Genomic DNA, 21,177 nt, shown 5'->3' on the forward strand with positions numbered 1-21,177 from the left:
ATAGGCACATTGCAGGGGCGCATGCCATATGCGCCGTGGGCCGCGTGACATCAGGCGGTGACCGCCGACGCGGCTTGCGCTGCTGCTACAGAGGAGGTGATTGCCCGCTCGCGGTCAGGCCGTTACGGGGACTGGAGGCAGGGCCGAAAGCCGTTCGAGCGGATCCTGCCGGTAGAACAGGCGCAACTGCTCGTAGACCTGTGGGTAGGCCTGGTGCAGCAAATCCGGCGCGGTGAAGAAATACTCGCTGGTGACGGCGAAGAATTCCGCCGGATTTTCCGCGGCATAGGGGTCGATGGCGGTTTGCGCATCAGGATTGGCATCGAGCTGGTGATCGAGGTCGTCGTAGGCGTCCTGCATGGTGCGGGCCCAGTCGCTCACGCGCATGTCGCCATGCAGTGGCGGCAGCCCATTGGCGTCGCCATTGAGCATGTCGAGCTTGTGCGCTAGTTCGTGGATGACCAGGTTGTAGCCGTCCCAGCCGCCGCTGGCTGCCACACCGGACCAGGCGAGAATCACCGGCCCCTGCTGCCAGGCCTCGCCACTGTGCTCGCCGTCCCATTGATGCTCCACGCCGCTGGGGTCGCGGTAGCGCTGCGGGCTGACGAAATCGTCGGCGTACAGGACGATCTCGTGGAAACCCTGGTACCAGTCCAGATCGCCCAGCTGCAGCAGGGGCAATTGCGCCTGTGCCGCCAGGTGCAGGCGCGCCCGGTCGTCGAGTTCGACACCAGGCAGGCAGGTCAAGGTCTTGGCCTGCAGGAACAGCACGCAGGCCTCGCGCAAACGGAGGTCCTGCTGCGCATCGAGGCCGTCGAGGATCGGCAGCTCGGCACGCACCGCCCGCCACAGCGATTCATCGATACGGTGGCGGTTCAGGGTCCGCTGTCGCCGCCAGGCCTTGTACGACCACATGGGCTCAGCGCGTCGGTGCGGTGCGGGCCGTGCGGCTGCGCAGCAAGCCGACGATCATCGGCAGCAGCGAAATCAGAATGATCGCGACGATCAGCAGGGTCAGGTTCTGCTTGATGAACGGCATGTTGCCGAAGAAGTAACCCAGGGTCACCAGACCACCGACCCACAACACCGTGCCCAGCACACTGAAGCCCAGGAAGCGCGGGTAGTGCATCTTGCCAACGCCAGCCACGAACGGGGCGAAGGTGCGCAGGATCGGCAGGAACCGCGCCAGGGTTACCGTCTTGCCGCCGTGGCGGGCATAGAAGGCGTGAGTCTGGTCCAGGTAATCGCGGCGGAAGATCTTCGAGTCCGGGTTGCTGAACAGCTTGTCGCCCACGGTACGCCCGACGATGTAGTTGGTGCTGTCGCCAAGGATGGCGGCGGTCATCAACAGGCCAGCGAGCAGGAACGGATCCATGCCGCCACCTGCCGCTACCGCGCCGGCGATGAACAGCAGCGAGTCGCCAGGCAGGAAAGGCATTACCACCAGGCCGGTTTCGCAGAAGATCACCAGGAACAGGATCGCGTAGACCCAGGTGCCGTACTGGGTTACCAGCATGTTGAGGTACACATCCAGGTGCAGGATGAGGTCGATGAAGCTGAATTCCATGGGAGGTACCTGTGCGGATCCGGTCGTGAAGAATCCGCGCAGTATACCGATGGGTGAGGCAGGTTTGTTGGGCAGGCTCGTCACGCCGGGCAAACCGACGAACGGTCGCTCGCCGGGCGTACGCAACATCCCGTGTTCGCAGCGGCAGGCGACGGACGCCGGAGCGTCCCTGCGCCGCCGTTTGGATCAGAAAAAGCCTAGTGGGTTGATGTCGTAGCTGACCAGCAGGTTCTTGGTTTGCTGGTAGTGGTCGAGCATCATCTTGTGCGTCTCGCGGCCCACACCGGATTTCTTGTAGCCACCGAACGCGGCGTGCGCCGGGTACAGGTGGTAGCAGTTGGTCCAGACACGCCCGGCCTTGATGCCGCGGCCCATGCGCCAGGCACGGTTGATGTCGCGGGTCCAGACGCCGGCGCCCAGGCCGAATTCGGTGTCATTGGCGATGGCCAGCGCTTCGGCTTCGTCCTTGAAGGTGGTGATGCTGACCACTGGGCCGAAGATTTCTTCCTGGAAGACACGCATCTTGTTGGTGCCCTTGAGCAGGGTCGGCTGGATGTAATAGCCGGTCGACAGGGCACCTTCGAGTTTCTGCACCTGGCCACCGGTCAGCAGCTCGGCGCCTTCGCTCTTGGCGATTTCCAGGTAGGACAGAATCTTGTCGAACTGTTGCTCCGACGCCTGGGCGCCGACCATGGTGTCGGTGTCCAGCGGGTCGCCGCGCTTGATCTGCTCGACTTTCTTCATGACTTCTTTCATGAAGGCCGGGTAGATGGATTCCTGCACCAGCGCGCGGGAAGGGCAGGTGCACACTTCGCCCTGGTTGAAAAAGGCCAGCACCAACCCTTCGGCGGCCTTTTCGATGAAGGTCTGCTCGGCCTGCATGATGTCTTCGAAAAAGATGTTCGGCGATTTGCCGCCCAGTTCCACGGTCGAGGGAATGATGTTCTCGGCGGCGCACTTCATGATGTGCGAGCCCACCGGCGTCGAACCGGTGAAGGCGATCTTGGCAATGCGCTTGCTGGTGGCCAGGGCCTCGCCCGCCTCCTTGCCGAATCCCTGGACCACGTTGAGTACGCCCGGCGGCAGCAGGTCACCGATCAGCTCCATCAGCACGGTGATGCCCAAGGGGGTCTGCTCGGCTGGTTTGAGCACCACGCAGTTGCCGGCGGCCAGGGCCGGGGCGAGCTTCCAGGCCGCCATCAGGATCGGGAAGTTCCACGGGATGATCTGCCCGACCACGCCCAGCGGTTCGTGGATATGGTAGGCCACGGTGTTGCCGTCGATCTCGGCAGCGCTGCCTTCCTGGGCACGCAGACAGCCGGCGAAGTAGCGGAAATGATCGGCCGCCAGCGGGATGTCGGCGTTCAGGGTTTCACGGATGGCCTTGCCGTTGTCCCAGGTTTCGGTGATGGCCAGGGTTTCCAGGTTTTGTTCGATACGGTCGGCGATCTTCAGCAGGACCAGCGAGCGGGCCTGCACCGAGGTCGCGCCCCAGGCATCGGCGGCGGCATGGGCGGCGTCCAGCGCCTTGTCGATATCCTTGGCGTTGGAGCGGGGGAATTCGGCGATGGGCTGGCCGTTCACCGGCGAGGTGGTGGTGAAGTAGTTGCCGTCCACCGGCGCGACGAATTCACCGCCGATATAGTTGCCGTATTTGGTCTTGAATTCGACCTTGGCGCCTTCGGTGCCCGGGTGTGCGTAACGCATGGGGTGTCTCCTGCTGTTGTGGTTCTGTGGAGGACGCGCCGTGGCGCCCGGTAAGCGTAGAACAAAGGCGAGCACGGCGCCTTGAAACACCTGTAAACAGCAGGCCGAAGAGCAAGGATCACCAATCAAAGGATGCGATTTTTCCTACCCTACGCTACCCTGCCTCGACGTTTTACGAGGCCAATCATGCACATTCACATTCTCGGTATCTGCGGCACCTTCATGGGCTCCCTGGCAGTGCTCGCCAAGGAACTGGGGCACCGTGTCACCGGTTCGGACGCCAATGTCTATCCGCCCATGAGTACCCAGCTGCAGGCTCAGGGCATCGAGCTGACCCAGGGTTACGACGCCGCCCAGCTGGAACCTGCGCCCGACCTGGTGGTGATCGGCAATGCCCTGTCGCGCGGCAACCCGGCGGTCGAGCATGTCCTCAACAAGGGCTTGCCCTATGTATCGGGGCCGCAGTGGCTGGCCGACCACGTGCTGCAGGGACGCTGGGTGCTGGCCGTGGCCGGTACCCACGGCAAGACCACCACCAGCAGCATGCTGGCCTGGGTGCTGGAGCATGCGGGCATGGCGCCCGGCTTCCTGATCGGCGGTGTGCCGCAGAATTTCGCGGTTTCGGCGCGCCTGGGGCAGACGTCGTTCTTCGTGGTCGAGGCAGACGAGTACGACAGTGCGTTCTTCGACAAGCGTTCCAAGTTCGTCCACTACCGTCCGCGCACGGCGATTCTCAACAACCTGGAATTCGATCATGCCGATATCTTCCCCGACCTGGCCGCCATCGAGCGCCAGTTCCACCACCTGATTCGAACCGTGCCCAGCGAGGGCCTGGTGATCCACCCCACCACCGAGCTGGCACTGGGCCGCGTGATCGAGATGGGTTGCTGGACACCGGTGCAGACCACCGGCGAGAACGGCCAGTGGCAGGCAAACCTGCTGAGTGCGGATGGATCGCGCTTCGAGGTTTCCTTCGAAGGTGTCGTGCAGGGCACGGTGGAGTGGCCACTGACCGGCCAGCACAACGTGGCCAACGCCTTGGCGACGCTGGCTGCCGCCCGCCACGTGGGCGTGGTCGCGCCGCTGGGTATCGAGGCGTTGTGCGCGTTCAAGAGCGTCAAGCGGCGCATGGAGTGGGTGGCCGAAGTGCAGGGCGTTACTCTCTACGACGACTTCGCCCACCACCCCACGGCCATCGCCACTACCTTGGACGGCCTGCGCAAGCGCATTGGCGACGCAGCGTTGATCGCCGTGATCGAGCCGCGCTCCAACTCCATGAAGCTGGGCGCGCACCGCGACGGCCTGCCGGAAAGTGTCCGCGATGCCGATCAGGTCATTTGGTATGCGCCGCCCAACCTGGGCTGGGATTTGGCCGCCACGGCTGCGCAGTGCCAGGTTCCGGCCATCGTCGCCGACTCGCTGGAAGCCATCATCGAGCGGGTCAAGGGCCAGGCACGGCCGGGTACCCATGTGGTGATCATGAGCAACGGCGGTTTCGGCGGCCTGCATCTGAAACTGGCGGAGGCCCTCAAGTGAGCGGCCCGCAGCGGATCACCCTGGCCATGACCGGCGCGTCGGGCGCGCAGTACGGCTTGCGCCTGCTCGACTGCCTGGTGCGCGAAGACCGCGAGGTGCATTTCCTCATCTCCAAGGCCGCGCAACTGGTGCTGGCCACGGAAACCGACGTCAGCTTGCCGGCCAAGCCCCAGGCCATGCAGGCCTTTCTCAACGAGTACACCGGGGCGTCCGCCGGACAGATCCGCGTGTATGGCAAGGAAGACTGGATGTCGCCGGTGGCATCGGGCTCCGGCGCGCCCAGCGCCATGGTGGTGGTGCCGTGCTCGACCGGCACCCTGTCGGCCATCGCCAGCGGCGCCTGCAACAACCTCATCGAGCGCGCTGCCGATGTAACGCTCAAGGAGCGTCGGCAGTTGATCCTGGTGCCGCGCGAGGCACCGTTCTCGACCATTCATCTGGAGAACATGCTCAAGCTGTCGCAGATGGGCGCGGTGATCCTGCCGGCAGCGCCGGGCTTCTATCACCAGCCGCAGACCATCGACGACCTGATCGACTTCGTCGTCGCGCGGGTGCTCAACCTGCTGGATATTCCTCAGGACATGCTGCCGCGCTGGGGCGAGCACCACCACGGCAGCGACGACTGACGCACCGGCTGCGGGCTATTTGCCCAGGCGCCGCAGCTCGTCGGACTCCACCACGCGCACGCCGTCCTGCTCTTCGAGCGCCAGGCGCCACAGGGCGCGCGCCAGTTGCAGCGCTTCGATGCCGTGGTGCTTGCCCGGAATCAGCTTCGACAAAGGCCCGGCAATGCGCTCGGCCAGGCGTGCTTCGACGCGGTCGCCGATCAGCACCGACGGCCGGGCGATGGTCAGTTGCGGCCAGCCCTGGGCACGCAGCGCCTGCTCGGTCTCACCCTTGACGCGGTTGTAGAACACCGAGGATTGCGGGTCGGCATCGATGGCGCTGATCAGCAGGAAGTGGCGTGCCCCCAGTTCGCGGGCGCGCTGGGCATAGGCGACGATGAGCTGGTGGTCGACTTCGCGAAACGCCTCCCGCGAACCGGCCTGCTTGATGGTCGTGCCCAGGCACGAGAAGGCGATGTCCACCGGGCCCTGCAGATCCGCCAGCAAGGCCAGCAGTGGCCCCACCGGGTTGTCCAGGTGCGCGTGCTCGGCCAGAGGGCGCCGGGTGGGGGCCAGGACCCGTTGCACGGTCGGCTCGGCGAGCAGGCGGTCGAGCAAATGCTCGCCGGTCAGGCCGGTGGCGCCGGCCAGAAGGATGTGCTGCGGCGTCAAGTACATGCAATGTCTCCCTTGATACAGGCAGCGTGAAGCAGATGCCCTATTGCTTGTTGTCAGGCGTGGCGGCGTCGAGCAGCGCCCGCTTGGCCTGTTGTTGGCGCAATCGCTGCCAATGCGCGAGGACCCCTTTGGGCGCCCATATCTGTGGCTGCGAGGCTTCGTAATTATCGGCGATCTCCCGTTCGGCAACGTGCCGGCTGGCAAGTTCGAAAGCCTGCTGCAGGTCGTCCGTCTGGTTGAAGGCCTGGGCGAACAAGGCGTCGCCGAAATAGGTGAAGTCGGCTTCTTCGGAGCAGCCGAAAGACACCCGGTCGGCCCGCGAAGCGGTCATGACCAGGGTTTTCTCGTCCCTGAGCGCGGGGATGAATCCGCCCGAATAGCAAGCCGAGATGACCACCACCTTGTCGCGGCCCTTGAGCGGCGCCAGCACTGCGGCGAGTTCATCGGCCGGCAGGTCGCCCAACTGCAGGCGTGGCTGATCGAGCACCAGTTCATGTTCGCTGGTGCCGTGACTGGTCAGGTAGATGAACACCAGGTCTTCCGGGCCGCTGCGCGCGGCCAGCGTCTGCACGCTGCGGCTGAGGGTCTCGCGGCTGGCCATCAGCCGATCGGCCAGATGATCGCGGTGGTTGGCCAGGGTGATCTGTCCGACCGCGCCAAAACGACTGGCCAGCATGCCGGAGACGTAATCGGCTTCGCGCATGAACACGCTTTGCTTGCCGTCGCCGGCCAGCGCCAGGCTGTAAAGCTCGATCGCTGCAGTGGACTGCGGGATTGCCGCGAGCGCTTGTTCCAGCAGTTGCCCCTGATTGAGCAGCCCCAGTTCCAGCGGATCGGGCAACAGATGACCTTGCGCATCACGGATACGCTGGCCATTGAGCCAATAGCCGACCTGGCTGCTGCCGTCCTTCAGGGTCAGGCTGCCCTGGCCCTGGTAGGTGTCGTTCTCGAAGGTGCCGCTGTAGATGCTGCCGTCGGCCAGCGCCAGCCAGCCCTTGCCACTGAAGCGCCAATCGGCGAACTCGCCCTTGTAGTGGCTGCCGTCGCTGGCGAACATCTCGCCCTTGCCGCTGAGTACGCCTTCCTTGAACGTGCCGATCCACACATCGCCTGCGGCGTTTTCGTAGCGGCCGCGACCATGCAGCTGGTTGAGGTGGAAGTTGCCGATGTACTGATCGCCGTCGGCATTGCTGAACGTGCCGTGCCCTTCGAGCAGGCCATTGACGAAGGTGCCGCTGAACTGGTTGCCTGCGGCATCGCTGCGGGTGCCTTCGCCATTGGGCTTGCCGTGGGCGAACCAGCCCTGGTACTGGCTGCCGTCGTCGAGTTCGATGTGCCCGGCGCCCGAATACTGGTCTTCCTTGAACCCGCCGCGGTACGCCACGCCGGCTTCCTTGAAGGTCCCTTCGCCCTGGCGCCGACCCTTGACGAAGCCGCCGGTGTAGGTGGTGCCGCGAGCGATCAGGGTGCCTTGGCCATGGAACAGGCCATGATCGAAACCGCCGGTGTAGACCTCGCCGTTGCGCCCATGCCACTGGCCCTGACCCTGCCACTGGCCGTCCTTGAACTGCCCGGCGTAGCCGCTGCCATTGGGATAGTCGACACGGCCCTGACCCTGCAACAGCCCATTGACCACCTCTCCGCGGTAGCGACCGCCATCGGGCAGTCGCGCGTCGGGCGGCGACAGTGGCTCGCCATCTCCGCAAGCGGCGATCAACAACGAAAGGGCGAGGGGGGCGAGAGGGCGCATGACGGGGTCCGGGCGATTGAGGCGCCGAGTATGCCGCAGATGCCAGGGTGCACAACAGATGCAGGGCGCTTTTAAGGCCAGAGCCGGATGACTGTCGGATGGGTGTACCGTTACCGGGTCCGATCATGGGGGTGCGCCATCTTGCATCACCCTGGGGCATGCCTTGGGGGCTTATAATGCCTGGCTTGCGAAGGAGACCTGCAATGTTGCTACGCGGTTTGACCTGGCTGGTCCTGTTCCAGCTGCTGGGCACTGCCCTCAATCATCTGTTGCTGCCCGTGTTGCCCGGTCCGATCATCGGCCTGGTGCTGCTGCTCATCTACCTCATGGTACGTGGCGAGGTCGGCGAGCCCCTGGGCCTGGCGGCCAACAGCCTGCTGCGCTACCTGCCGCTGCTGCTGGTGCCACCTGCGGTGGGCGTGATGGTCTATGCCCAGCAGATCGCCGATGACTTCTGGGCCATCGTCGGCTCGCTGGTGATTTCCGTCACGGTCTCTACCGTGTTCGTCGGCTGGTTGATGCAGCGATTGATTCGCAGGCGTCGGCATGATCACCCGGTGCAACCATGATGCTGGACTGGCAAGGCACCCTGCAGGCGGTCATCCACCATCCGCTGTTCGGCATCGGCATCACCCTGGGCGCCTACCAGTTGGTGCTGGCCGGCTACGAAAAAACCCGCTGGATCTTTCTGCAACCGGTGCTGCTGTCCATGTTGCTGCTGGTTGCGGTGCTGGTAGGCTGCGGGATCAGCTACGCCGAATACCGCAAGAGCACCGAGATTCTCGGCATCCTGCTCGGCCCGGCGACCGTGGCCCTGGCGGTGCCGCTGTTTCTCAACCTGCGGCGCATTCGCCAACTGCTGTGGCCGACCCTGATTACCCTGGGCCTGGGCGGCCTGTTCGCGACCGTGCTGTGCCTGCTGCTGGGTTGGGGTTTGGGCGCCGACCACATGATTCTGATGACCATGGCGCCCAAGTCGGTCACCTCGCCGATCGCCATGCTGGTGGCGGAGCAGATCGGCGGCGTCGCGGCGCTGGCGGCCGTGTTCGTGCTGATCACCGGCGTCATCGGCGGAATCTTCGGCCCCGGCCTGCTGTCTTTGCTGGGCATCGACCACCCGGCGGCGCGCGGCATGGCATTGGGCCTCAACGCGCATGCCGTGGGCACATCGCTGGCGTTGCAGGAAAGTGAAGAAACCGGCGCCTTCGCGGCGCTGGCCATGAGTCTGATGGGTGTCGGTACCGCCGTTTTTCTGCCCCTGGCCATCAGCGTATTCGCGTGAGGACACAAGCCATGACATTGCCACTCTTTCCCCTCAATACCGTGCTGTTCCCCGGTTGCGTGCTGGATCTGCAGCTATTCGAAGCGCGCTACCTGGACATGATCGGGCGCTGCATGAAGCAGGGCGCCGGCTTTGGCGTGGTTGGCATCATGGCAGGGCGCGAAGTGGGCCAGGCACCCAGCGAACACGCCGCAGTCGGCTGCGAAGCGCTGATCACCGATTTCCAGCAGCAAGACAACGGTCTGTTGGGTATCCGCGTGCAGGGCGCTCGGCGTTTCCGTGTCGAGGCCACCCATGTGCAACGCGATCAATTGCTGACGGCAGACGTGCACTGGCTGGAAGAGCAGGCGGACCAACCGCTGGCCGATACCCATGCCGACCTGCAGGCACTGTTGCTGGCTTTGGCCGAGCACCCGATGGTGGCGGCGCTGGGCATGACCGCCGGCGCTCAGGGCCAGCAATCGCTGGGCAACCAGTTGGCCTATCTGCTGCCGTTCACCGAGCAGGAGAAAGAACAGCTGCTCGCCGAAAGCGACCCAGGCCTGCGCCTGGTGGCGATCCAGGCCCTGCTCGACAGCCTGCAGGGCGACGCCCTGGTCTGAGACGGACAGGCCTGGGACGAACAGGCCCAGCGCGCCGGGTGCGCCTGGTTACATGTAGCGATACCCTTCGAGTGCCGACGGCAGCCCGTGCACCGCAAAAAAGCCCAGCAGCAACGCGCACGCCGGTACCACCAGCCACCAGACACGCAACGGCATCGCCGGCAGCGGCTGGCGATATTCCACGGCCGCCAGGCACGAAGCGCAGACGAAGCAGGCCAGCATGCTGCCGGCAATGATGTCGGTCGGCCAATGCGCGCCCAGGTACACCCGCGACAACGCAATCGACAGCGCCGGAATGCTTGCCAGGATGACCCACACCAGGCGCATGCGCGGTGTCTGCCGACGCCCGGCGAGTATGGCCAGGCTCAGAAAGAAGGCAAAGGCCGCCGAGCTATGCCCGCTGGGCATGCTGAACGTGGTCAGCGGTTCGAGCAGCACGTCGGGCCGCTGCCGGGCGACCAAGTGTTTCAACGAGCCGTTGAGCAGCGCCGTGATCAACATGGTCGCGCAGGCGAACAGCGCCTGACGCCATTGCCGGGTGATCAGCAGCAGCGCGGTGAGCAGTCCGGCCACCATGAACTGGGTACGGAAATCACCGATGCGCGTGACCAGCACCACAAAGGTTTCCGCCGCCTCACTGCGATGCTCCTGGACCAGCGCCTTGAGGCCGTTGTCCAGCGCGCTCAGGTGCGGGAAGCCGAAGAACAGGGCAATCAGCATGATCAGCGAGGCGAGGGCGATGAGCAGCGTGCCGCGTCTGCGATCGCGCCAGGTGGCATGCAGGCTCAGGCCCATCAGCAGGGCGATGCAGGCTGCAACGATACCGGCCTGTGGCCAGAAGTCCTCGGGCAGCGGCAGGCGGAAAGCGGCGCCCGTCGCCCAGCCCGGCAGCAGATAGGCCACCGACCAACCGGCGGCCGCCACCAGGCTGACCAGGATGAAGCGCGGCAACGGCATTTCCAGCATGCCGGCGACCATGGGCAGCATCGGCCGCAACGGGCCGATGAAGCGCCCGATCAGAAGGCTCGCCACGCCATAGCGATGGAAGTAGCCTTCTGCGGTTTCCAGCCATTGCGGGTGCGTGCGCAGCAGCGGCAGGCCACGGATGCTCTGTTGAAACCGTCGACCCAGAGCGTACGAGATGGCGTCGCCGAGAAGGCCGCCGGCATAGCCCAGCATCAGTGTCTCACTGAGCGACAACGCACCGTTGCCGGCCAGTACGGCCACAGCGAACAACACCACGGTGCCGGGTACGACGATGCCGGCGATCGCCAGGCATTCGATGCAGGCGATGGCGAAGATTGCCACCCCCAGCCACTGTGGATGCAGCGTCAGCCAGCCTGTCAGACTGTCCAGCCATTCGCCCATGAGTCAGGTTCCTTGAAAGATCGAAAAGTAGTCGCGGCCTTCTTGCTGGCCGCGACGCAGGGGGTTGCGTGTGCAGAAACGGGCGTAGCCGGCATCCACGAAGCGGTACGGCAGGTGTTCGTCGCGACCCAGGGGAATACCCAGGCGGGTGGTCTGCAGGATGTGCGGGACATCGGCGCCGACGTCGTCGACGAATAGCTGTTCAGTGTCGAAGCGCTGGGCGTCCCACACCGGTACCTTCAGCCCCAGGGCCTTGCACAGCAGGGTCTGCCCGGCGCACAGGCGCTGGGCCGGGCGCGGCAGGCCGCTGGCGTCGGGGTTGTTGAGCTGCATCCGGGCGAAGGCATCGTCGCCGGTGTGCGCGTCGAGCCAGGGGTAGGCGGACTTGATCAGCACCGCGTTGCCCGGACCTTGCGCGCTGAAGTTCAGCGAGTCGCCGCCACGGGCGTAGTACATATAGATGTGCCCGCCTTCGAGGAACAGCGCGCGGCGTTTGTGGGTATAACCCAGCGATGCATGGCTGCCGCGATCCGTGACGTAATACGCCTCGGTTTCGATGATGCGCGCCGACAACCAGTACGGACCCTGACGGTGGCGGATCACCTTGCCCAGCAATGCACGGGCGAGGGATTGCGCGTCGGTGTCGAAAAAGGCATCGGGCAACGGGTTGAACATAACGGGGTCCATTCGGTGTCGCGGTGGATGATAGCAATTGCACATCGGTGAGGCCCGCGGACATATGTTTAAAGAGGTGTTTTCGACCATCCGCCCGTCACCGCTGTTAGTGGGCGTACGTGACAGCTATAATCAGCCGCTTTCCTCTTTGCCAAGACCACAGAGACCATGACCGAGTCCGTTCTTGACTACATGACCCGCCTGGGTCGCGCTGCCCGTGAAGCCTCGCGGGTCATTGGCCGTGCCAGCACCGCGCAGAAGAATCGCGCCCTGCAGGCGGCGGCCAGTGCCTTGGACAGCGCCCGTGCCGAACTGGTTGCCGCCAACGAGCAGGATTTGGCAGCCGGTCGCGCCAATGGCCTGGACGCGGCCATGCTCGAGCGCCTGGCGCTGACCCCTGCGCGCATCGACGGCATGATCGTCGGCCTGCGCCAGGTGGCCAGCCTGCCGGATCCGGTCGGGGCGATCCGCGACATGAGCTACCGGCCCTCGGGCATCCAGGTCGGCAAGATGCGCGTGCCGCTGGGCGTGGTCGGCATCATCTACGAGTCGCGGCCCAACGTGACCATAGACGCGGCCAGCCTGTGCCTGAAGTCGGGTAACGCCACCATTTTGCGTGGCGGCTCCGAGGCCATCCACTCCAATCGTGCCATCGCCACCTGCATTCAGCGCGGCCTCGCCGAAGCCGGTCTGCCCGCCGCCGTGGTACAGGTCGTGGACACCACCGACCGCGCCGCGGTCGGCGCGCTGATCAGCATGCCCGAGTACGTCGATATCATCGTGCCAAGGGGCGGGCGAGGGCTGATCGAGCGGGTCAGTCGTGATGCCAAGGTGCCGGTGATCAAGCATCTGGACGGCATCTGCCACGTGTTCGTCGACGCTGGCGCCGACCTGGCCAAGGCGCAACGCATCGCTTTCAACGCCAAGACCTATCGCTACGGCATCTGCGGCGCCATGGAAACGCTGCTGGTCGACCAGTCGGTGGCGGCGAGTTTCCTGCCGCCGATGGCGGCGCAGTTCCGCGAGAAAGGCGTCGAGCTGCGCGGTTGCCCGCGCACCCGCGACCTGATCGAAGCCGTACCGGCCAGCGAAGAAGACTGGAACACCGAGTACCTGGCCGCCATCCTGTCCATTCGGGTGGTCGACGGCCTGGACGAGGCCATCGAACACATCAACCAGCATGGCTCCCATCACACCGATGCGATCGTCACCGAGCAGCAGGGCCATGCCCGTCGATTCGTTGCCGAAGTCGACTCCGCGTCCGTGATGGTCAACGCGCCGACCTGTTTCGCCGATGGTTTCGAATATGGCCTGGGTGCCGAGATCGGCATTTCCACCGACAAGATCCACGCCCGCGGCCCGGTGGGCCTCGAAGGCCTGACCTGCGAGAAATACGTGGTGATCGGCGATGGCCAGTTGCGCGGCCAGGAGCCGGTCTGAGTTGACCGCACCGAACCGGCCCGGTCCCTACGCTGTACAATCGCGCACTGCACGTCGAATCGGCGTGCTGGGCGGTACCTTCGACCCGGTGCATATCGGTCATCTGCGCGGCGCCGTGGAAGTGGTCGAGGCCCTGGGCCTGGACGATCTGCGATTGGTGCCCAGCGCCCGGCCGCCGCATCGCGACCAGCCGCAGGTATCGGCCGAGCAGCGCCTGGCCATGGTGCGGGCCGCAGTAGAGGGGCTGGCGCCCCTGACCGTGGATGACCGTGAACTGGCGCGCGACAAACCGTCGTACACCCTCGACACGCTGGTGTCGATGCGTGCCGAGCTCGACCCGCAGGACCAGTTGCTCCTGCTGCTGGGGTGGGATGCCTTTTGTGGCTTGCCCTCCTGGTACCGCTGGGAAGAACTGCTGCAACACTGCCACATCGTCGTGTTGCAGCGACCTGATGCGGACACCGAGCTGCCGGATGCCCTGCGCAACCTGGTGGCGGCGCGTTCCATCAGCGACCCGCAAGCCCTCAAGGGGGCCTGCGGGCAGATTACTTTCGTCTGGCAGGCACCGCTCGCGGTGTCGGCCACCCAGATCCGTCAACTGCTGGCCAGCGGCAAGTCGGTACGTTTCCTGGTGCCCGACGCAGTATTGGCCTACATCGAGGCGCACGGGCTGTACCGTGCGTCCAATTGAACTGAACGAGTTTTTTTATGAGCAATAAGCAAGCAATCCCCGCTGAAGAAATCGTCGAGCTGACCCAGCTCGCCCTCGAAGACGTCAAGGCTCAGGACATCCTGGTCATCGACGTGCGTGACAAGAACAGCATCACCGACTTCATGGTGATCGCCACCGGTACCTCCAACCGCCAGATCAGCGCCATGCGCGAAAAGGTGCGCGAGCTGGTCAAGGCCAAGGGCGTCAAGCCACTGGGCGAAGAAGGCGCGGGCGACAGCGACTGGGTGCTGCTGGACCTGGACACCGTCGTGGTGCACATGATGACCGCGGCCGCGCGCCAGTTCTACGACCTGGAACGCCTGTGGCAGGGTGCCGAGCAGAGCCGTGCCGCCAGCGCCGCGCACCACACCCCTGGCAACGAATAAGCCTGGGCCATGCGTCTGCGTCTGATCGCGGTGGGTTCGCGCATGCCCAAGTGGGTGGAAGAAGGCTGGCATGAATATGCCAAGCGTCTGCCCGCCGAGCTGGCACTGGACCTGGTCGAAATTCCGCTCAATACCCGCGGCAAGAACGCTGACGTGGCCCGCTTTATCCGTCAGGAAGGCGAAGCGATGCTGGCCAAGGTCGGTCCGGGGGAGCGCATCGTTACCCTGGAAGTGCACGGCAAGCCCTGGAGCACCGAGCAGTTGGCGGTGGAACTGGATCGCTGGCGCCTGGACTCGCGCACGGTGAACTTCATGGTCGGTGGCCCCGAGGGGCTGGCGCCGGAAGTCTGCGCCCGTGCCGAGCAGCGCTGGTCGCTGTCGCCGCTGACCTTGCCTCACCCGCTGGTACGGATACTTATCGGTGAACAGCTGTATCGCGCCTGGACCGTGCTGTCCGGGCACCCTTATCACAAATAGGCCGTAAACCAGCCGATGTCCCAGCCGATTCGCCTCAAGGACCACGAGAAAGACGCGCGCACCGTGCGCAGCCGCGTCGTGGTCGGTGCAGCGGCCATCCTGGTTCTCATCTGCGTGCTGATCGCGCGCCTGTATTTCCTGCAGGTGATCCAGTACGAATATCACTCCACGCTTTCGGAGAACAATCGGGTGCATGTGCAGCCGATACCCCCCACCCGTGGGCTGATCTTCGACCGCAACGGCGTGGTCGTGGCCGACAACCGCCCCAGCTTCAGCCTGAGCATGACCCGCGAACGCTCCGGTGACTGGCGTCAGGTACTCGATACCATCGTCGAAGTGCTGGAGCTCAGCGACGAAGACCGGCAACTGTTCGAACGTCGCATGAAACAGGGTCGCCGGCCGTTCGAACCAGTACCGATCCTGTTCGAGCTCAACGAAGAGCAGATCGCCCGGGTCGCGGTGAACCAGTTTCGCCTGCCGGGTGTGGAGGTGGTCGCGCAGTTGGTACGGCACTACCCGCAGGGGGCGCATTTCGCGCACTCGGTGGGCTATGTCGGACGCATCAACGAGAAGGAACTCAAGACCCTGGATCCGGTGGACTACAGCGGCACGCACCATATCGGCAAGACCGGCATCGAGCGCTTCTACGAGCCTGAACTGCACGGCACGGTGGGCTACGAGGAAGTCGAGACCAACGCTCGCGGTCGCGTGCTGCGGGTGCTCAAGCGGACCGATCCGAAGCCGGGCAAGGACATTGTCCTGAGCCTGGACATCAAGTTGCAGGAAGCCGCCGAAGAGGCGCTGGGCGGCCGTCGCGGCGCGATCGTGGCGATGGACCCGCGCACCGGGGAGGTGCTGGCAATGGTCAGCCAGCCCAGCTTCGATCCCAACCTGTTCGTCACCGGCATCGGTTTCCAGGCCTATGCCGACCTGCGCGACTCCATCGATCGACCGCTGTTCAACCGTGTGTTGCGCGGCCTGTATCCGCCCGGTTCGACGATCAAGCCTGCGGTGGCGATCGCCGGGCTGGACTCAGGCGTGATCAACGCCGGGTCGCGGGTCTTCGACCCAGGCTTCTATCAACTGCCCAACTACGACCATAAATACCGCAACTGGAACCGCACAGGCGATGGCTGGGTAGACCTGGACACCGCCATCATGCGTTCCAACGACACCTATTTCTACGACCTGGCGCACAAGCTGGGCATCGACAAGCTGGACAACTACATGGGCCAGTTCGGCATCGGCCAGAAGGTCTCGCTGGACATGTTCGAAGAGTCGCCGGGCCTGATGCCCTCGCGCGAATGGAAACGCAAGACCCGCCGGCAAGCCTGGTTCCCCGGCGAAACGCTCATTCTGGGCATTGGACAGGGCTACATGCAGGCCACGCCGCTGCAACTGGCCCAGGCCACCGCCCTGGTCGCCAACAAGGGCAAGTGGAACCGCCCGCGGCTGGCGCGCACCATCGAAGGCGTGCCGCCGGTGGACGAGAATCCGGTGCCCGACATCGTGCTGCGCAATCCGTCCGACTGGGCCAAGGTCACCCACGGCATGGAGCAGGTCATGCAGGGTGCCCGCGGTACCGCGCGCAAGGCTGCCATCGGTGCCAAGTACCGAATCGCCGGCAAGTCCGGTACGGCCCAGGTCGTCGCCATTCGCCAAGGCGAGAAGTACGACCGCAGCAAGGTCCAGGAGCGCCATCGCGACCATGCCTTGTTCGTCGGCTTCGCGCCCGCGGACAACCCGCGCATCGTGGTCTCGGTCATGGTCGAGAACGGCGAGTCCGGCTCGGGCGTGGCGGCGCCGGTGGTGCGCCAGATCATGGACGCCTGGCTGCTCGGCCCCGACGGCCAGTTGAAACCCGAATACGCCAGCGCCACGGGCGCGGAGATCACCGCCCTTGAAGAGTAATTTCGACCGCATCCTCTCCAGTGAGGATGTGATGCGCCGCCGCGCAACATTTTTGCAGCGCATTCACATCGACGGCCCGTTGCTGATCCTGCTGCTGACCCTGGCGGCGGGCAGCCTGTTCGTCCTCTATTCGGCCAGCGGCAAGAACTGGGACCTGCTGATCAAGCAGGCCACGTCCTTCGGCCTGGGCCTGGTGTCGATGTTCGTCATCGCCCAGCTCGAACCGCGTTTCATGGCGCGCTGGGTGCCCCTGGCCTACGTGACCGGGGTGATACTGCTGGTGGTAGTGGACGTCATGGGCCACAACGCCATGGGCGCCACGCGCTGGATCAACATCCCCGGGGTCATCCGCTTCCAGCCCTCGGAGTTCATGAAGATCATCATGCCGGCGACCATCGCCTGGTACCTGGCCAAGCGGACCCTGCCGCCGACCCTCAAGCACGTGGTGGTGAGCCTGGCCCTGATCGGCATTCCCTTTGCGCTGATCGTGCGCCAGCCAGACCTTGGCACGTCACTGCTGATCCTGGCTTCCGGCTCCTTCGTGCTGTTCATGGCCGGGCTGCGCTGGCGCTGGATTGCCAGCGTGCTGGCGGCGGCGGTGCCGGTGGCGGTCGGCATGTGGTTCTTCATCATGCACGACTACCAGAAGCAGCGGATCCTGACCTTTCTCGACCCGGAGAGCGATCCGCTGGGTACCGGCTGGAACATCATCCAGTCCAAGGCGGCGATCGGTTCGGGTGGCGTGTTCGGCAAGGGCTGGCTGCTGGGCACCCAGTCGCACCTGGACTTCCTCCCCGAAAGCCACACCGACTTCATCATCGCGGTGCTCGGCGAGGAGTTCGGCCTGGTCGGTATCTGCGCGCTGCTGTTGATCTATCTGCTGCTGATCGGCCGTGGGCTGGTGATCACCGCGCAGGCCCAGACCCTGTACGGAAAGTTGCTCGCCGGCAGCTTGACCATGACTTTTTTTGTTTACGTTTTCGTCAATATCGGTATGGTCAGTGGCCTGCTGCCGGTGGTGGGGGTGCCGTTGCCTTTCATTAGCTACGGCGGAACTTCGCTGGTGACCCTGCTGTCAGCGTTTGGCGTTTTGATGTCGATCCACACCCATCGCAAGTGGATCGCACAGGTTTGAATAAGGTGAGCAATTGCATGCAAGTAATGCGTAGCTGGGCAGCTCGGAACGTTCCCTGGATCGGCCTGATGGGCCTGTTGGGGTCGGCACAGCATGCCAGCGCCGGCGACTACGGTGGCTCGCCCCAGGTGACCCAGTTCATTGGTGAAATGACCCGCGACTATGGCTTCGCCAGCGAGCAGTTGAACGAAGTGTTCAGGGAAGTCGAGCGCAAGCAGTCGATTCTGGACGCGATCTCGCGTCCCGCCGAACGGGTCAAGCCGTGGAGCGAGTATCGGCCGATGTTCATCACCGATGCGCGCATCGCCCGCGGCGTGGATTTCTGGCGCCAGCACGAAGCGGTGCTGGCCCGTGCGGAACGCGAATACGGCGTACCGGCGCAGGTCATCGTCGCGATCATCGGTGTCGAAACCTTCTTTGGTCGCAACACCGGCAATTTTCGGGTGATCGACGCGTTGTCCACCTTGAGCTTCGATTACCCGCCACGCGCGGCATTCTTCCGCAAGGAGCTGCGGGAGTTCTTCCTGCTGGCCCGCGACGAACAGCTCGACCCACTGACCCTCAAGGGTTCGTACGCCGGCGCCATGGGCCTGCCGCAGTTCATGCCCAGCAGCTTCCGCGCCTACGCGGTGGATTTCGACGGCGACGGTCACATCAACATCTGGACCAACCCCGATGACGCCATCGGCAGTGTTGCCAGCTATTTCAAGGAGCATGGCTGGGTGGCCGGTCAACCGGTGGTCAGCCGTGCCGGCGTTTCCGGCCCGCAGGTCGACGACGGCTTGAGCCCGGGCATCGACCCGGTCAAGAATGTCGCGCAGTTGCGGGCGCTGGGCTGGTCGAGTCATGATGCGCTACGCGATGACCTGCCGGTGACCGCCTTTCGCCTGCAGGGCGCCGAGGGCCCGGAATATTGGCTGGGCCTGAAGAATTTCTATGCAATCACTCGCTATAACCGCAGTGTGATGTACGCCATGGCTGTGCACCAACTGTCGGAATCGCTGGTTCAAGCACGGGGCGTCAAGTAATGCGGGCAATGCCGATACATACATCCTCCGCCATCGCGGCCTGCGCGGCCTTGGGCCTGCTGCTCGCCAGCTGCTCATCGACGCCGCCGCCGTCGCGTACCGTGAAGCAGTCCGGCCCGACCGTCAAAGCCATGCCTGGCCTGAACATCAACCGGGCACACAAGGACGGCGCGCCGTGGTGGGACGTCGACGTGTCGAAGATTCCCGACGCCGTGCCCACCCTGCACACCGGACCGTACAAGGCCAACCCCTACACGGTACTGGGCAAGACCTACTTTCCGATCGCCGAGTCGCGTCAGTATCAGGCGACCGGCACGGCGTCATGGTACGGCACCAAGTTCCATGGCCAGAACACCGCCAACGGTGAGGTCTACGACCTGTATGGCATGAGCGCGGCGCACAAGACCCTGCCGCTGCCCAGCTATGTACGCGTGACCAACCTGGACAACAGCCGCAGCGTGGTGCTGCGGGTCAATGATCGCGGGCCGTTCTACTCCGACCGCATCATCGACCTGTCCTATGCCGCGGCGAAAAAGCTGGGCTACGCCGAGACGGGTACGGCGCGGGTACGTGTCGAAGGTATCGACCCGCAGGAATGGTGGGCGCAGCGCGGCCGTCCGGCGCCACTGGTGCTCAACCAGGGCCCGGTGGTGGCGCAGGCCCGGCCCAACATCACGCCGTCGGCTGGTACGGTCGAGCAATACACGCCGCCGCCGCAGCAGCACGCGGTCGCCACGCTGCCGGTGCAGATGGACGCAAAAAAAAACGGTTCTGCACAAGCGTCTGGCCTGTATCTCCAGGTGGGAGCGTTCGCCAACCCCGACGCTGCGGAACTGCTGCGTTCCAAGCTGAGCTCGATGGTCAGCGCGCCGGCCTTCACCAGCCAGATCGCCGTCAACCAGCAGACGTTCTATCGGGTACGCCTGGGACCGATCAATTCCCAGGGTGAAGCCCAGCAGATTCAGGACAACGTGCGCATGGCCAATCTTGGCGTGCCCAAGTTGGTGACACTGGATTGAACCGCGCCGCCTGCGGGCGGCGCTGCAATGAGCGCCCGGCAACGGGCGTGCGACACCGGGCCGCCGCCCACAACAAGACTGCCCGCAAGGGCATGTGCCCATCAGCAATTTCGAGAGACGGATGAACATCACCACACTTGCCAAACGCCTGTGCCTGCTTGTACCGCTGATCATCGCCCCTGCCGCTTGGGCGGCAGATCAGATGATGCCAGCGCCGCCGCAACTGGCTGCCAAATCCTACGTGCTGATGGAAGCTTCCAGCGGTAACGTGCTGGTTGAAAACAACGGCGACCAGCGTCTGCCGCCAGCCAGCCTGACCAAACTGATGACCGCGTACATCGCGACCCTGGAAATTCGTCGCGGCCAGATCGGCGAGAACGACCCGGTCACCGTCAGCGAAAACGCCTGGCGCACGGGCGGTTCGCGGATGTTCATCAAGGTCGGTACCCAGGTATCGGTCAGCGACCTGCTGCACGGCATCATCATCCAGTCGGGCAACGACGCTTCGGTGGCGCTCGCCGAGCACATCGCCGGCAGCGAAGACGCCTTCGCCGACATGATGAACACCACGGCTGGCAAGCTGGGCATGACCAACAGCCACTTCATGAACCCGACCGGCCTGCCGAACCCCGAGCATTACTCCACGGCCCACGACATGGCGGTACTGGCCCGTGCCATCATTCACGAAGACCCGGCTCACTATGCGATCTACTCGCAGAAGGAGTTCTTCTGGAACAACATCAAGCAGCCCAACCGCAACCTGCTGCTGTGGCGCGACAAGACCGTCGACGGCCTGAAGACCGGCCACACCGAAGAAGCCGGCTACTGCATGGTGTCCTCGGCCGTACGTGACGGCATGCGCCTGATCGCCGTGGTCTTCGGCACCAACAGCGAGCAGGCCCGCGCTGCCGAAACCCAGAAGCTGCTGACCTACGGCTTCCGCTTCTATGAAACCCAGACCTTCTACCAGAAGGGCACCGAGCTGGCCAAGGCACCGGTATGGAAGGGCGACATCCGCGAAATCAAGGCCGGCCTGGCCGAAGACCTGACCATGACCCTGCCCAAGGGCCAGTTGAAGAACCTGGCTGCGAGCATGACCATGAATCCACAGCTGACCGCGCCTATCGCCAAGGGCGACGTGATCGGCAAGGTCGAAGTGAAGAACGGTGACAAGATCGTTCAGACCACCGACCTGATCGCGCTGGACGATGTACAGGAAGGTGGTATTTTCCGCCGCGTATGGGATAGCGTTCGTCTATTCTTCTACGGCTTGTTCAACTGATATCGCGACCGCGCGCC

The 21,177-nt window shown here is 64.4% G+C and carries 21 protein-coding genes; 14 read left to right on the forward strand and 7 right to left on the reverse strand.

Annotated features, from left to right (window positions below):
* Positions 1-114: 114 nt before the first annotated feature.
* The 3 genes from IFT80_RS12610 to exaC form a co-directional block, all read right to left on the reverse strand.
* Positions 115-915, reverse strand: coding sequence for a M90 family metallopeptidase (locus IFT80_RS12610; protein WP_192137661.1), 801 nt, complete (start codon positions 913-915; stop codon positions 115-117).
* Between the two features lie 4 nt (positions 916-919).
* Positions 920-1,567: a DedA family protein gene (locus IFT80_RS12615; RefSeq protein WP_122475565.1), complete on the reverse strand. Its 648-nt coding sequence runs from the start codon at positions 1,565-1,567 to the stop codon at positions 920-922.
* 186 nt (positions 1,568-1,753) lie between these two features.
* Positions 1,754-3,274 (reverse strand): acetaldehyde dehydrogenase ExaC, encoded by a 1,521-nt coding sequence (gene exaC, locus IFT80_RS12620; protein ID WP_122475563.1) that lies wholly within the window; start codon positions 3,272-3,274, stop codon positions 1,754-1,756.
* Positions 3,275-3,460: 186 nt separating this feature from the next.
* On the opposite strand from exaC, the gene mpl reads away from it, so the two are divergent.
* Both mpl and ubiX read left to right on the forward strand, forming a co-directional pair.
* The gene (mpl, locus tag IFT80_RS12625; protein ID WP_192137662.1) at positions 3,461-4,810 is read left to right on the forward strand and encodes a UDP-N-acetylmuramate:L-alanyl-gamma-D-glutamyl-meso-diaminopimelate ligase; all 1,350 of its coding nucleotides are present in this window, start codon (positions 3,461-3,463) and stop codon (positions 4,808-4,810) included.
* Positions 4,807-5,436 (forward strand): flavin prenyltransferase UbiX, encoded by a 630-nt coding sequence (gene ubiX / locus IFT80_RS12630; RefSeq protein WP_122795472.1) that lies wholly within the window; start codon positions 4,807-4,809, stop codon positions 5,434-5,436. The genes mpl and ubiX overlap by 4 nt, the downstream gene beginning before the upstream one ends.
* Positions 5,437-5,451: 15 nt before the next feature.
* On the opposite strand, the gene IFT80_RS12635 is transcribed toward ubiX, so the two are convergent.
* Both IFT80_RS12635 and IFT80_RS12640 read right to left on the reverse strand, forming a co-directional pair.
* Positions 5,452-6,093 (reverse strand): NAD(P)H-binding protein, encoded by a 642-nt coding sequence (locus tag IFT80_RS12635; RefSeq protein ID WP_192137663.1) that lies wholly within the window; start codon positions 6,091-6,093, stop codon positions 5,452-5,454.
* A gap of 40 nt (positions 6,094-6,133) precedes the next feature.
* Positions 6,134-7,843: a C13 family peptidase gene (locus tag IFT80_RS12640; RefSeq protein ID WP_192054846.1), complete on the reverse strand. Its 1,710-nt coding sequence runs from the start codon at positions 7,841-7,843 to the stop codon at positions 6,134-6,136.
* A 203-nt stretch (positions 7,844-8,046) separates the two neighbouring features.
* On the opposite strand from IFT80_RS12640, the gene IFT80_RS12645 reads away from it, so the two are divergent.
* From IFT80_RS12645 to IFT80_RS12655, 3 genes are read left to right on the forward strand one after another with little or no spacing between them, the layout of a single operon-like run.
* Entirely contained in the window at positions 8,047-8,412 is a 366-nt protein-coding gene (locus IFT80_RS12645; protein ID WP_122475553.1) for a CidA/LrgA family protein, read from the forward strand.
* The gene (locus IFT80_RS12650) at positions 8,409-9,125 is read left to right on the forward strand and encodes an LrgB family protein (protein WP_122475551.1); all 717 of its coding nucleotides are present in this window, start codon (positions 8,409-8,411) and stop codon (positions 9,123-9,125) included. Before IFT80_RS12645 ends, IFT80_RS12650 begins: the two co-directional genes overlap by 4 nt.
* A gap of 11 nt (positions 9,126-9,136) precedes the next feature.
* The gene (locus IFT80_RS12655) at positions 9,137-9,727 is read left to right on the forward strand and encodes an LON peptidase substrate-binding domain-containing protein (RefSeq protein ID WP_122475549.1); all 591 of its coding nucleotides are present in this window, start codon (positions 9,137-9,139) and stop codon (positions 9,725-9,727) included.
* A gap of 48 nt (positions 9,728-9,775) precedes the next feature.
* Here IFT80_RS12655 and IFT80_RS12660 read toward each other — a convergent pair whose 3' ends face one another.
* Both IFT80_RS12660 and IFT80_RS12665 read right to left on the reverse strand, forming a co-directional pair.
* Positions 9,776-11,095: a bifunctional DedA family/phosphatase PAP2 family protein gene (locus tag IFT80_RS12660; RefSeq protein WP_185795132.1), complete on the reverse strand. Its 1,320-nt coding sequence runs from the start codon at positions 11,093-11,095 to the stop codon at positions 9,776-9,778.
* 3 nt (positions 11,096-11,098) lie between these two features.
* Positions 11,099-11,770, reverse strand: a complete 672-nt coding sequence (locus tag IFT80_RS12665) for a DNA-3-methyladenine glycosylase (protein ID WP_185795133.1) — start codon at positions 11,768-11,770, stop codon at positions 11,099-11,101.
* A gap of 168 nt (positions 11,771-11,938) precedes the next feature.
* Here IFT80_RS12665 and IFT80_RS12670 point away from each other — a divergent pair, with 168 nt between their 5' ends.
* The 9 genes from IFT80_RS12670 (at position 11,939) to IFT80_RS12710 (ending at position 21,160) form a co-directional block, all read left to right on the forward strand.
* Positions 11,939-13,210 (forward strand): glutamate-5-semialdehyde dehydrogenase, encoded by a 1,272-nt coding sequence (locus IFT80_RS12670; protein WP_185795134.1) that lies wholly within the window; start codon positions 11,939-11,941, stop codon positions 13,208-13,210.
* Positions 13,179-13,901 (forward strand): nicotinate-nucleotide adenylyltransferase, encoded by a 723-nt coding sequence (nadD, locus tag IFT80_RS12675; protein WP_122475541.1) that lies wholly within the window; start codon positions 13,179-13,181, stop codon positions 13,899-13,901. The genes IFT80_RS12670 and nadD overlap by 32 nt, the downstream gene beginning before the upstream one ends.
* Before the next feature lie 17 nt (positions 13,902-13,918).
* Entirely contained in the window at positions 13,919-14,308 is a 390-nt protein-coding gene (gene rsfS / locus IFT80_RS12680; RefSeq protein ID WP_122475539.1) for a ribosome silencing factor, read from the forward strand.
* A gap of 9 nt (positions 14,309-14,317) precedes the next feature.
* On the forward strand, positions 14,318-14,785 hold the full coding sequence (gene rlmH, locus IFT80_RS12685; RefSeq protein ID WP_043192648.1) for a 23S rRNA (pseudouridine(1915)-N(3))-methyltransferase RlmH: 468 nt from the start codon (positions 14,318-14,320) through the stop codon (positions 14,783-14,785).
* 15 nt (positions 14,786-14,800) lie between these two features.
* Positions 14,801-16,696 (forward strand): penicillin-binding protein 2, encoded by a 1,896-nt coding sequence (gene mrdA, locus IFT80_RS12690; RefSeq protein ID WP_122795465.1) that lies wholly within the window; start codon positions 14,801-14,803, stop codon positions 16,694-16,696.
* A gap of 31 nt (positions 16,697-16,727) precedes the next feature.
* Entirely contained in the window at positions 16,728-17,831 is a 1,104-nt protein-coding gene (gene rodA / locus IFT80_RS12695; RefSeq protein WP_163007397.1) for a rod shape-determining protein RodA, read from the forward strand.
* A 17-nt stretch (positions 17,832-17,848) separates the two neighbouring features.
* A complete protein-coding gene (gene mltB / locus IFT80_RS12700) occupies positions 17,849-18,859 on the forward strand; it encodes a lytic murein transglycosylase B (RefSeq protein WP_122475533.1) in 1,011 nt (336 codons plus the stop codon).
* Positions 18,859-19,878 carry a septal ring lytic transglycosylase RlpA family protein gene (locus IFT80_RS12705; protein ID WP_122475531.1) on the forward strand — a complete coding sequence of 340 codons (1,020 nt, stop codon included), beginning with the start codon at positions 18,859-18,861 and terminating at the stop codon, positions 19,876-19,878. Before mltB ends, IFT80_RS12705 begins: the two co-directional genes overlap by 1 nt.
* Positions 19,879-19,999: 121 nt before the next feature.
* Positions 20,000-21,160 (forward strand): D-alanyl-D-alanine carboxypeptidase family protein, encoded by a 1,161-nt coding sequence (locus IFT80_RS12710; RefSeq protein WP_122475529.1) that lies wholly within the window; start codon positions 20,000-20,002, stop codon positions 21,158-21,160.
* The last annotated feature ends 17 nt before the right edge of the window (positions 21,161-21,177 follow it).

The organism is Pseudomonas sp. CFBP 8771, assembly GCF_014841695.1.
Taxonomy (GTDB): domain Bacteria; phylum Pseudomonadota; class Gammaproteobacteria; order Pseudomonadales; family Pseudomonadaceae; genus Aquipseudomonas; species Aquipseudomonas baltica.